The 11,420-nt window shown below is 70.7% G+C and carries 10 protein-coding genes, 2 tRNA genes and 1 pseudogene; 7 read left to right on the top strand and 6 right to left on the bottom strand.

The genetic code is table 11. The features are described 5' to 3' along the window. Positions 1 to 15 precede the first annotated feature (15 nt). A tRNA-Lys gene (locus NIE111_RS13650) sits at positions 16 to 91 on the bottom strand. 187 nt (positions 92 to 278) lie between these two features. On the opposite strand from NIE111_RS13650, the gene NIE111_RS13655 reads away from it, so the two are divergent. Continuing rightward, the gene (locus tag NIE111_RS13655; RefSeq protein WP_238684745.1) at positions 279 to 1,541 is read left to right on the top strand and encodes a L,D-transpeptidase; all 1,263 of its coding nucleotides are present in this window, start codon (positions 279 to 281) and stop codon (positions 1,539 to 1,541) included. A gap of 249 nt (positions 1,542 to 1,790) precedes the next feature. Next, positions 1,791 to 3,080 (top strand): L,D-transpeptidase, encoded by a 1,290-nt coding sequence (locus NIE111_RS13660; protein ID WP_238684746.1) that lies wholly within the window; start codon positions 1,791 to 1,793, stop codon positions 3,078 to 3,080. A gap of 109 nt (positions 3,081 to 3,189) precedes the next feature. Here the strand turns inward: NIE111_RS13660 and NIE111_RS13665 are convergent. Both NIE111_RS13665 and orn read right to left on the bottom strand, forming a co-directional pair. Continuing rightward, positions 3,190 to 3,265 (bottom strand) — tRNA-His (locus NIE111_RS13665). A 112-nt stretch (positions 3,266 to 3,377) separates the two neighbouring features. Beyond that, positions 3,378 to 3,968 (bottom strand): oligoribonuclease, encoded by a 591-nt coding sequence (gene orn / locus NIE111_RS13670; RefSeq protein WP_091393455.1) that lies wholly within the window; start codon positions 3,966 to 3,968, stop codon positions 3,378 to 3,380. A gap of 72 nt (positions 3,969 to 4,040) precedes the next feature. On the opposite strand from orn, the gene NIE111_RS13675 reads away from it, so the two are divergent. Then, on the top strand, positions 4,041 to 5,324 hold the full coding sequence (locus tag NIE111_RS13675) for a glycosyltransferase family 87 protein (RefSeq protein ID WP_238684747.1): 1,284 nt from the start codon (positions 4,041 to 4,043) through the stop codon (positions 5,322 to 5,324). A 120-nt stretch (positions 5,325 to 5,444) separates the two neighbouring features. Here the strand turns inward: NIE111_RS13675 and NIE111_RS32420 are convergent, their stop codons facing one another. From NIE111_RS32420 to NIE111_RS13690, 3 genes are all read right to left on the bottom strand, one after another. Beyond that, positions 5,445 to 6,464, bottom strand: a complete 1,020-nt coding sequence (locus NIE111_RS32420) for a hypothetical protein (RefSeq protein WP_372488324.1) — start codon at positions 6,462 to 6,464, stop codon at positions 5,445 to 5,447. Positions 6,465 to 6,613: 149 nt separating this feature from the next. Beyond that, positions 6,614 to 7,351 (bottom strand): YcnI family copper-binding membrane protein, encoded by a 738-nt coding sequence (locus tag NIE111_RS13685; RefSeq protein ID WP_238684748.1) that lies wholly within the window; start codon positions 7,349 to 7,351, stop codon positions 6,614 to 6,616. Positions 7,352 to 7,368: 17 nt separating this feature from the next. Further along, positions 7,369 to 9,036, bottom strand: a complete 1,668-nt coding sequence (locus NIE111_RS13690) for a copper resistance CopC/CopD family protein (RefSeq protein WP_238684757.1) — start codon at positions 9,034 to 9,036, stop codon at positions 7,369 to 7,371. A 172-nt stretch (positions 9,037 to 9,208) separates the two neighbouring features. Here NIE111_RS13690 and NIE111_RS13695 point away from each other — a divergent pair, with 172 nt between their 5' ends. The 4 genes and pseudogenes from NIE111_RS13695 to NIE111_RS13710 all read left to right on the top strand — a co-directional run. Next, a complete protein-coding gene (locus tag NIE111_RS13695) occupies positions 9,209 to 9,799 on the top strand; it encodes a sigma-70 family RNA polymerase sigma factor (protein ID WP_238684749.1) in 591 nt (196 codons plus the stop codon). Between the two features lie 32 nt (positions 9,800 to 9,831). Next, positions 9,832 to 10,356: a MauE/DoxX family redox-associated membrane protein gene (locus NIE111_RS13700; RefSeq protein ID WP_238684750.1), complete on the top strand. Its 525-nt coding sequence runs from the start codon at positions 9,832 to 9,834 to the stop codon at positions 10,354 to 10,356. Further along, positions 10,349 to 11,065, top strand: a complete 717-nt coding sequence (locus NIE111_RS13705) for a DsbA family protein (protein ID WP_238684751.1) — start codon at positions 10,349 to 10,351, stop codon at positions 11,063 to 11,065. The genes NIE111_RS13700 and NIE111_RS13705 overlap by 8 nt, the downstream gene beginning before the upstream one ends. After that, positions 11,062 to 11,420: pseudogene (locus tag NIE111_RS13710) on the top strand (hypothetical protein); the annotation flags it as partial. The gene NIE111_RS13705 and the pseudogene NIE111_RS13710, both read left to right, overlap by 4 nt.

The raw sequence follows: 11,420 nt of genomic DNA on the forward strand, positions 1-11,420 counted from the left end.
CAGGACCTTCATCGTTGGTGCGCCGCCAGGGACTCGAACCCCGAACCCGCGGATTAAGAGTCCGCTGCTCTGCCAGTTGAGCTAGCGGCGCTCATCGGCAACGGAGAGAACATTAGCACCCCTCCAACACGGGCTCCAATTTGGTTCCCCGGGTCCCCCCTTCGGTCGAGCTTTGCCGGCAAAAAGCCCCAAACCGACCACCGCCGCCAAGATCGGGGCGTGGGTTGCGGCGGTGATGCGGCACGATGTCCGCCAGGTACGCGAGAACAGAGGTGGGCATGGCACGGTTCACGCGAGCCGGGGCGGTGGTGGGCGCCCTGACTCTGGCGGCGTCGCTGGCACTGACCGGATGCGGCGGCGGCGAGAAGAAGCCGGAATTCGTTGGCGGGGCGTCCTCGGACGTGAGCGCCACCCCTGGCTCAGCCGCACCTTCGACACCGAGCACACCGAGTGGGCCGGCGCTCACGCTGAGCCCGGCGAACGGCACCAAGAATCGGCCGGTGAGCACGGAGATCAGCGCCAAGCTCCCGGACGGCGGGAAGGTGTCCGCTGTCACCCTGACGGCGGACGGCGGCGGCTCGATCGAGGGCAAACTGCGTAGCGATGGTTCGTCCTGGGTGCCGTCAGCTCCGCTGAAGTGGGGTACGCGCTACACGGCCACTGTGACGGCGAGCGCGTCGGACGGCACGAGCAGCCAGGGCACCAGCAGCTTCACCACGATGGCCAAGCCGAAGTCGACAATCGGTTCGGGCCTGTACCTCTTCGACGACAAGAGTTACGGGGTGGCCATGCCGGTGGTCACCGAGTTCCACCCGGGCATCCCGAAGAAGGACCGGGCTGCGGTGCAGAAGCGGATGTTCGTCCGGACCGACCCGCCTCAGCCGGGCGCGTGGCACTGGGTCAGCAATGGCACGCAGGCCTACTACCGGGCCCCGGAGTACTGGAAGCCGGGCACCACCATCACCGTGCGGATCGCGCTGGCGGGGGTGCCGCTGAGCAACGGCAAGTACGGCGACATCGACCGCAAGGCCACCGCCAAGATCGGCCGGTCGTTCGAGATGAAGGTCGACAACGCCAACAAGAAGATGACGGTGTACGAGAACGGCGCGCCGGTACGCACCATTCCGGTGAGCCTGGGCAAGAAGAGCACACCGTCGTCGAGCGGCACGATGGTGGTGATGGAGAAGAAGGAAGCCACTGTCTTCGACACCCGCGACGACCCGGATCCGGCCAACCGCTACGTGACCGACATCCAGTTCGCCCAACGGCTGACCTGGGGTGGCGAGTACATCCATGCCGCGCCCTGGTCGGAGCACGTGCAGGGGCGGCAGAACGTCTCGCACGGCTGCGTGAACGTGTCGATGGCGAACGCCAGGTGGTTGTTCGGCAAGACCCGGATCGGTGACCCGATCACGATCAAGGGCACCGAGCGCAGGATCGCCGCCGGTAACGGTTGGACGGCGTGGAGCCTGAGCTGGTCGGAGTTCGTCAAGGGCAGCGCGTTGCCGGTGCCCAGTGGTGGGGCCGGTCCGGCGGTCTGAGCCGTCGGCCTCGTTGCGCCGGCTCGGCCGTTGGCCGGGCCGGCGTACCCTTGCACTCCCGCCGCTCGATGACAGCGCGGCGACCCCCGCGCTCCCGACACGGAGACGAACCAGGCTCACGAAACGCCGGATAGTAGCAGGATTCGGGCACTATTGATGGCGTGTTTCGGTTCACCCTCGGCAACCGGGGCCGGCTCTGGCGCGTCAGTAAGAGACGATGGGGCAGCGACCACAACTGTGAGGGAATTCATGCGAGCTAGCCAGGACCAGCTGATCAGGCCCGGTGGGCGACGCCGCGTGTTCGCGGCGGGGCTTCTCGCCGTGGCGCTGGCCTTCACCTCGGCCTGCACCGACGGCGACGGCGGCAAGCCGTCCTCGTGGCACGGCGGCGGCGAGAACCCGGCGCCGAAGGCCGCCGCGACGATCAGCGAGCCGGCGGCCGACGCCAAGGACGTGCCGGCGTCCACCGGCGTCACCTTCACCACGAAGGACGCCGTGGAGACCGCTGTCGAGCTGAAGGACGCCGCCGGCAAGGTGGTCGAGGGCGCCCTCGCCAAGGACGGCAAGTCGTGGCTGCCGACCGGCGCGCTGGCCTACGGCACGAGCTACACGGCCACCGTTACCGCCAAGGGCGACGACGGACGCCCGGCCACCGCGACGAGCACCTTCACCACGATGGCCAAGCCCGGCAACCAGGTACGCGTGAGCAGCTTCCTCGGCGACAACCAGGTGGTCGGTGTGGGCATGCCGCTGATCGTGAAGTTCAGCCGGGGCATCCCGGAGGACTACCGCGACGACGTGCAGCGCCGGATGACTGTCACCTCGACGCCGGCGCAGGCGGGGATCTGGCACTGGGTCAGCCCCACCGAGATCCGGTTCCGGCCGAAGGAGTTCTGGAAGACCGGCAGCAAGGTCTCCTACCGGGTCCAGGCGGGTGGCCTGCCGATGGGTGAGGGTTGGTACGGCCGCGCCGACCTCTCGGTGGACGTCAAGATCGGCGCGGCGGTGGTCATGACTGTGGACAACAAGACCAAGCGGATGACGGTGACCCGCAACGGCTCTGTGATCAAGACCATCCCGGTGAGCCTGGGCAAGAAGAGCACCCCGTCGTCCAGCGGCACCATGGTCGTCATCGAGAAGTTGCGCAAGACGGTCTTCGACACGTTCGAGGAGCTGGGCCCGGAGGAGGGTTACCGCACCAAGATTGACTTCGCGCAGCGCCTCACCTGGGGCGGGGAGTTCATCCACGCGGCACCCTGGTCCGAGGGACAGCAGGGCACCACTAACGTGTCGCACGGCTGCGTGAACGTGTCGATGGCCAACGGCGACTGGCTCTTCAAGAACACCCAGATCGGCGACCCGATCACGGTGAAGGGCACCGAGCGCAAGCTGCAGAACGGAAACGGCTGGACCGACTGGAACATGAGCTGGGACGAGTACGTCAAGGGCAGCGCCCTCCCGTACGAGCCTCCGGCCGACCCGGACGCCACGCCGACCCCGGACGGGACGGGCGCCCCGTCCCCCACGCCGACCTCCTGAGCCAGCCGACGAAAGCCCCCTCCTCGGAGGGGGCTTTCGCGTAGGCCCTGTCTCGCCCCGACAACGACTCAGGCCCTCTCCGAGGAGGGGGCCTGAGTGGTGAAACCAGTGGGGTGACTGAGGGGAATTGAACCCCCGACAACCGGGACCACAACCCGGTGCTCTGCCAACTGAGCTACAGCCACCATGCCGCCGTCGCCCGGTCGATCGCTCCGGGCGGGGTGCGGACCAATAATAGCCACACCACGACGCACCTCGTCCAGCGGGTTCCCTGCTCCCCGAGAGGAGCTGCCGTGGTCAGAGTTCGGCGGCGATGGCCTTGGCGGTCTCGACATCCGGGCCGGGCAGCGGAACGAAGACGGTGCGCCGGTAGTACTCCAGCTCCCGGATGCTCTCCCGGATGTCGGCCAGCGCCCGGTGCGCCAGACCCTTCTGCGGCTGACCGAAGTAAACCCGGGGGTACCAGCGACGACAGAGTTCCTTGATCGACGACACGTCGATCATCCGGTAGTGCAGGTGGGCGTCGAGGCGGGGCATGTCCCGGGCGATGAAGCCCCGGTCGGTGGCGATCGAGTTGCCGCAGAGCGGCGCCGTACGCGGATCCTTGACGAAGGTGCGGACGTAGTCCAGGACCAGGTCTTCGGCCTCGGCGAGGGTGACCGCCGAACGGCGGACCTCCTCGGTGAGGCCGGACTTGGCGTGCATGGTCTGCACGATCTCCGGCATCCCCTCCAGCGCCGCCTCGTCGGCGTGGATCACCACGTCGACACCGTCACCCAGCACGTTGAGGTCGGGATCGGTGACCAGTGCCGCAACCTCGATCAGTTTGTCCCTGCCGAGGTCCAACCCAGTCATCTCACAGTCGATCCAGACGAGGAGATCAGCCACCGGGACAGCCTACGCGCAGCCCACGCCCCGCGGCTGCGCGCTCTCGGCCGACCGGACCGCTAGGGTTTCGGGGTGCCAGCAGAACCCGTCGCACCGCCCGCCGTCACCGAAGACGATCCCGGCGGCCGTACGGTCCGTCGTCTGGTCACGGTGGTGGCCCTCGGCGCTGTGCTGCCAGCGCTCTACCTGCCCGGCCTCGTGCACGATTTCTTCGATCTCAAGATCTACATGTCCGCGATGGACTGGTGGCGCGTCGGCCACCCGCTCTACGACTACGTCCAGCCCGACCGGGTGCAGGGCGAGTTGTACTTCACCTACCCACCGTTCAGCGCGCTGCTGCTGTGGCCGTTCGGTCTGTTGCGGCTCGGCGCCACCGTGGCGATCTTCACGGCGCTCACCGTGCTGGCCGTGGTGCTGACCACCCGGTGGCTGGTGACTCCGGTGATCGCCCGACACGACCTGCCCCGAACGTTCACACTGATCGCCGCCGTACTGCTGGTGCTGGCGGTGGAGAGCATCCGCGAGACGATCACCTTCGGCCAGATCAACATGCTGCTGGTCGTGCTGATCCTGGCCGATCTACTGTTCGCGGTGCCGCAGGCGCGGCGCTGGGCCGGGGTGGGCGTGGGGCTGGCGACGGCGCTCAAGCTCTTTCCCGGCATCTTCATCGTGTACCTGCTGGCCACCCGACGGTGGCGGGCGGCGGCGGTGGCGAGCGCGACAGCGGCGGCGGCGACCCTGCTCGCGGCGGCGATCGCCCCTCGTGACTCGTGGCGGTTCTGGACGCACGAGCTGTGGACCACCGAGCGGGTGGGACGCACCGACATCGTCGGCAACCAGTCGCTGTTCGGCCTGCTCAGCCGCTTCACCGAGCCGGAGAAGCCGGACCGGCTGCTCTGGCTGCTGCTGGTGGCCGCGGTCGCCGGCTACGGGCTGTGGCGGGCCGCCCGTGCGGCGCGGGCCGGCGACGCGGTGGCCGGCCTGACGTTGACCGGGCTGGTCGGTTCCCTGGCGAGCCCGATCACCTGGACCCACCACATCTACTGGTTCGTGCCGGCGGTGGTGCTGCTCGCCGACGCGGCGTTGAGCGCGGACCGCCCGGAGGAGGCACGCCGGCGTCGGTGGCTGGCCGGGCTCGCGCTGGCCATCACCGCCGTGACCATCTACGGCGTGGTGACGTTCCAGGCCTGGGGCGCGGGACCGGTCCGCACTCACGACCCGGTGGACTTCGTCGTGCAGAACACCTATGTGCTGCTCAGCCTGCTGCTGCTGGTGGCGTTGCCGGTGCGCTCCGGGCTCGGTGCGGAAAATCGCACCAATTGGACAGACCTCCCGAGTAGCCATGTTCGGCGCTAATCTGTCCTCATCTACCTCAAGCGTCGCTCGGGTAGCACCGATCCCCCGGTGAGGGTGGCCCTCCGCGTCGGCAGCGCGGAGGGCCGCTCGCCGTCTCACCCACCACCACCGGCCGGGCAGTCACCCGACCGGGCCACCACGGGCCGGATCGCCGCCCGGTGCGGCCGCCACCGGCCGGGCCGTCGGCTCGTCCACGTCGGCCGGCGGCCAGGCGAGACTCAGCGTCACCTCCGGTGGGCGGGGCAGCCGGACCGGTTCGTCCAGGTCGGCGAGGGTGGCCGCGCGGGCCGCGCCGATCGCCGACCGCGCGGGTTCCGGGGCTCCGGAGCCGACCGGGGCGAGTTGTCGTGCCGGCAACGGCGGGGTCGGATCGGGTTGGCGAGGGCCCAGGCCACTCAGCGAGGTGACCCCGAGCCGGCCGGCGAGCACCGGCACCTGATCCGGCTCGACCACGAAGATCACCTCGCGTGGCCGTAGTGGCCGTAGCAGGAGCAGCGCCGCGCACACCACCAGCAGTACGCCGACGGTCAGCAGACCCCAGGTGGCCGGGCCGGTCCACCCGACCCGCAACTCGGCGTGCAGGTCCAGGGCCAGGTCGTCCTCGCCGTCGGGGCGCATCACCACCAGGCTCACGGGTTCGCCGGCGAGGTCGTCCGCGCTCCACTCCAGCGAGCCGATCCCCTCTCGTACCCAGAAGGGCCGGCCCAGCGGCGTGACCAGCCCGTCGGCCGGCGCGACGCCCGGGGTGTCGGCGGCCGGTCCGGCCGGATCGAGCCGGACCGGCAGCGGACCACGGGCCAGCGCCACGCGACGGACCGTGGCGTGCGGCACCGCCTCCAGCCAGCCACGCACCTCGGCCGTGGGTGCCAGTCCGACGAAGGCCGGCCCACCCGTGGTCCGGGCGTCCAGGCGCAGCCGGGTCTGCGCGGTACGCGCGAAGGGCGCGTCCTGCCGCAGCAACCGGTCGAGGTCGGTGACGACGATCGCGTGACCGGGCGTGCGGACCGTTTCGAAGCGGGCGGCGAAGGACCCGCCGGGGTCGGCGTGTCGGGTCACCAGCCACAGCCCGCCACCGGCGAACAGCGCCGGAATTCCCACTACCAACAGCAGCACTCCGGCGATCACCCGCACGAACCGCATCCGCACCGTCCCCCTCCGTAGCCAAATACCCGGCCGACCTTACCGACGTACACCGCCTGATCAGGGGATATCCACGGCACGGTCGGCATCGGCTCCGGAAAGCACGCTGGCCCGCCGGAAGATCCGGCGGGCCAGCGGGTGGAACAGGATCAGGCCTTGGCGATCGGCTCCCGACGGGTACGCGTGAACGCCAGCCCACCCAGCACCAGACCGGCCAGACCGGCAACGAGACCGGCCACGCCGAGGCCGACCGCGAGCCCGTTGCCGTCGTCGTCGTCATCGTCGTCGGGCGAGGCGACGGCTGCGGCCGGCGAGGCCGAACCCGACGGCGCCGCGGCGGCGGCGGCCAGGGTGAGCACCGGGGCCGGGTGCTCCGGCTCCTCGGCACCCGGCGCCGGGTCGTCGATCCACCGCGAGATGGTGCCGTCCGAGTAGGTCTGCAGGGTCTTGAACACCATCGAGTCGACCTGCGGCAGAGGCCCCATCGAGACGGGGAACTCCTGGAACTGACCCGGCTTCACACCCGCGTCGCCGGAGGCCGTCCAGGTGATCTTGGAGACCGCTTCGGTGAGTTGACTGCCGTGCACCTCGATCGGCGGGTCCACCTTGCGCTTCTCCGTGGTGACCGTCCAGCCCGGCACCGGCATCGTCGACACCGAGCCGACCGGGGCGTTCTCCGGCAGGACCACCTCGAGCTTGGTGGTCGACGCGGTGTCGCTCTCGTTGGGCACCCGGAACGCCACCCGGGCGTAGCCGCCCTGGGTCGCCTCCTTCGGGTTCACCGTGACGTGTGCGGACGCCGGTCCGGCGAAGCCGAGCACAGCGGTGGCGGCGGCGGTGAACGCCAGGGCGGCAGCGGCGGTTGCGGTACGCCGGAATCGGGTCATGGGTTTCGCGAGCCTTTCTAACGGATGGGCACGGTGGCGGTCACCGTGGCCTGGTCGATGTCGGTCGTTCGGGCGGTGATCTTCAATTGCCACTCGCCGGGGGTCGGCAGGCTGATGTCGCCGTAGGCGTGACTGTCCGTCAACCGCAGCAACGGCACCTCGATCGGCTCGATCCCGGCCGAGGGCAGCGCGACTGTCGCCTTCCACTCCGCGACCAGCAGTGGCTGGTTGGCCTTGTCGTACGCGTAGAGGTGCACCGAGTTGTTGCCCCGCTCGGCCGGGCTCACCTCGACCTCGACGGACAGGAGCGGGCTGGAGAGCCTGGTGCTGAAAAGGCCGTCCTCGGCCCCGGCGGATGGGGCGGCTCCGGCGGTGCGCGCCGGCGTGGTCTGCACGAGCGTGGCGGACACGGCCAGCACCACGACGGTGACGGCCAACTCCACCAGGACCGCCCGGCGCACCGGTGCCGGGCGTTGCGCCGCGACACGGCTGCGCACCAACTTGCGGGAGTACGCGGCAACGGCGATGACGAGCGCGAACAACCCGATCTTGGCGAGCAGCAAGCGCCCGTACGTGGTGTCGAAGAGTGCCTGCGGGGTGGCCACCTCGATCAGCGCCTGGACGGTGCCGGCCAGCAGCAACGCCGAGACGGCGAGCGCCGCCCAGCGTGACCAGATCGGCAGGATCGCGCCCAACTCCCGCTCGTCGGCCTGGCGCAGCAGGAAGACGGCGAGCATGAGCAGACCGCCCAGCCAGACCGCCATGCTGCCCAGGTGGACGGCGTCGACCACCACCGAGACCGCCGGGGCCGGGGACGCCGCCGGGTGCCCGGCCAGCGGCCAGGTCAGCAGGGCGGCGACGCCGAGCACGGCCAGGATGATCGCGTCCGCGCGGCCGGCGGGCCGGGCCAGTAGCGGGCGGAGCAGGAAGACGGACGCCGCCAGCAGGCCGAGTCGAACCAGGTGGGCGGCGCCGAAGGCGCTGCCGAACACACTGCCGAACCCCTCGCCGGTGACGTCGAAGAGACCACCACCGGCCGTGTAGGGCACCTGCAACCACAGGTCGGCGAGTGTGGCGACGGCCACCAGACCGAGGCCGGTCCAGGCCAGCCGGGTCGGCCCCCGCCGGGAGAGCCGTCGTGGCCAGAGCGCGGCGAGCACCAACGCCGGCCCCACCAGCAGCACCAGGCCGGCGTAGCCGAGGAAGCGGGCCACCTTCACCGCCGTCTCCACCACCGGGTTGGCGCGGCTGTCAGTGCCCGAGTCGACGGGTGGGGTCGAGGGTGCGCCGACCGAGTAGGTGTACGCCCCGGAGACCGGATGGCTGTCGGCGGAGATCACCCGGAAGCTGACCAGGTAGGTGCCGCGGGCACCGGCCGGGTCCACCGGGATGGTCACCACACCGCCGCTGAACGACGGTTCACCCCGGTCGGCCCGGGAACCGTCCGGCGCGATGATCCGGATCTTGCCGGGCACCTTACGGACCGACTCGCTGAACGTGAGGACCACCTCGGACGGCCCGCTCGGCACGATGGAGGCGGCAGCCGGGCTGCTGCTCTCCAACACCGCGTGGGCGCTGGCGGAGGTGGCCGGCGCGATCAACAAGGCGACGACGGTGACCAGGAGGCCGGCGGCTGCGGCCAGCCTGGCGGCCCAGCGGCGGGGGGCGACAGTCATGCCGGCCATGGTCGCCGATGGGTGTCCCATTCGGCGACCCGAGGGGGGTGGTCGCTTCTGTGGTCGCACGTCATGAACTGGTAGTCGGCCCGGGTCGGGGAAAAGTTCCCGACGTGTCGCAGACCATCCAAGGGCCGAACGACACTGACGCGCCGCCGACTGCCGCGTAACCTGGTGTGTCGTGATCCCTGTCCCGCGTGACTCCGGTGCCGCCGGTCCGGCAGAGCCGGTCGACGAGGTCGCCCGGGACCCGGCAACCGAGTCGGCGCTGACCGCCCGCGACGGTGACCCCACCGCCCAGGCCGCGTTCGTCCGGCTGACCCAGGCCGAGGTCTGGCGGTTCGCCGCCGCCCTGGTCGACCCGGACAGCGCCGACGACCTGACCCAGGAAACCTACCTGCGGGCGTTCCGGGCACTCCCCGCCTTCGAGGGTCGCTCCAGCGTCCGCACCTGGCTGCTCGGCATCGCCCGCCGGGCCTGCGCCGACCACCTGCGCACTGTCATCAGGCGTCGGCGACTCGACGAGCGCCTGGCGGCGAACGCGTACACCGACCGGCCGCACCCGGACCCGGCCGGCCAGTTCGGCGCCGCCGACCTCGTTCGTCGCCTCGGCCCCGAGCGACGCTCAGCGTTCGTGCTCACCCAACTGCTCGGCCTGTCGTACGCCGAGGCCGCGGCCGTCGAAGGGGTGCCGGTGGGCACCATCCGGTCCCGGGTCGCCCGGGCCCGAGACGACCTGGTCGAGGCGGTCGGCGACGCCCTGACCGGCTGAACCCGGAACTTCCGGCGCGGACGGGACGACAAATGAGCGTGACAGCACCTTCCACCCGCTTCGGCCGTTGGCCAGTGGTCCGCCCGTGGCTCGGCATCGCGGCCCGACTCGGCCTCGCCGCCGTGTGGCTGGTCGCCGGCGCGTCGAAGGTCAGCGATCTCGCCGCCTCCGGGCGGGCGGTCAACGCGTACCAGGTGATGCCGTACGACGTGGCGACAGTGATCGGCGCGGCCCTGCCCTTCGTCGAGCTGGCGTTGGGCGTGCTGCTGCTGCTCGGGCTGGCCACCCGGCTCATCGCCGGGGTGTCCGCAGCGCTGCTGGTGGTCTTCATCGTGGGGATCGCCTCGGCGTGGGCGCGTGGGCTGGCCATCGACTGCGGCTGCTTCGGCAGCGGCGGGCAGTTGGCCGCGGGGCAGGCACCCAGTTACCTCCCGGAGATCCTCCGGGACCTGGGATTCTTGGTTCTGGCCGGATTTCTGCTGATCTGGCCGCGTACGCCGGTATCGGTGGACGGGTGGTTGTCCGGCGAACCCGTTGTGGAGGACGAGGATGAGTAGTCGTAAGGGGCAGCGGGACGCCGCCCGGGTGGTTCGCGAGCAGTTGGCCCGCGAGCGGCGCCGCCGCCGCACGATCTGGGTCTCCGCCGCCGCGGTCCTCGTCCTGGTCATCGCCGGGGGCATCGGCTGGGCCGTCTGGTCCAGCCAGCGCTCCGACAGCTTCACCACCCCGCCCGGCGCCAACGCGGCCGGCACCGGCATCGTCACCGGCGGCGGGCCCGTCACCGTCGACGTCTACGAGGACTTCCTCTGCCCGGCCTGCAAACAGTTCGAGCAGACCAGCGGATCGACGCTCGAACAGTTGGTGGCCGAGAACAAGGCGAAGGTGGTCTACCACCCGGTCGCGTACCTCAACCGTTTCTCCACCACCGACTACTCCACCCGCTCCTCGGCGGCCTCCGGCTGCGCCGCCGCGGGCGGCAAGTACCACGAGTACGCAAAGGCGCTCTTCGCCCAGCAGCCGCCGGAGGGCAGCGCCGGGCTCACCGACGACAAACTCATCGACATCGGCACCAGCGTGGGCCTCGACCGGGGCGCCTTCGGAAGCTGCGTGAAGGACAAGACGTACCGGACCTGGACCGAACACGTCACCGAGGACGCCAGCCAGAGCAACGTCACCGGCACGCCGACCGTCAAGGTCAACGGTCAACCCGTCGAGAACCCCACCCCGGACGCTCTCACCGCAGCCGTGGCGGCGGCCGGCAAGTGATCCGTACCCTGCTGGGCCGCGCCGGACTGGTCGCCGCCGCAGCCAGCCTGGTGACGCTGATCAGCGCGGCGCCCGCCGCCGCGCACGGCGCGGACGCACCGGACGGCACCGACTACCGCACCCGGACCACAGGGGTCGCACCAGCGCGGCCAGGGCTTGAGGTACGCGTCATCGAGGCGGGCGCCCGACTGGAGCTGACCAACCGCACCGGCCGCACCATCGAGGTCATCGGCTACTCCGGTGAGCCGTACCTGCGCGTCGGCCCGGACGGGGTCTTCGAGAACAGCCACTCCCCCGCCACTTACCTGAACCGCACCATCTCCGGGAACACCGCGCTCCCGGCCGAGGCGGACCC

The sequence above is a fragment of the Micromonospora hortensis genome (genome assembly GCF_022230935.1).
Classification (GTDB): domain Bacteria; phylum Actinomycetota; class Actinomycetes; order Mycobacteriales; family Micromonosporaceae; genus Micromonospora; species Micromonospora hortensis.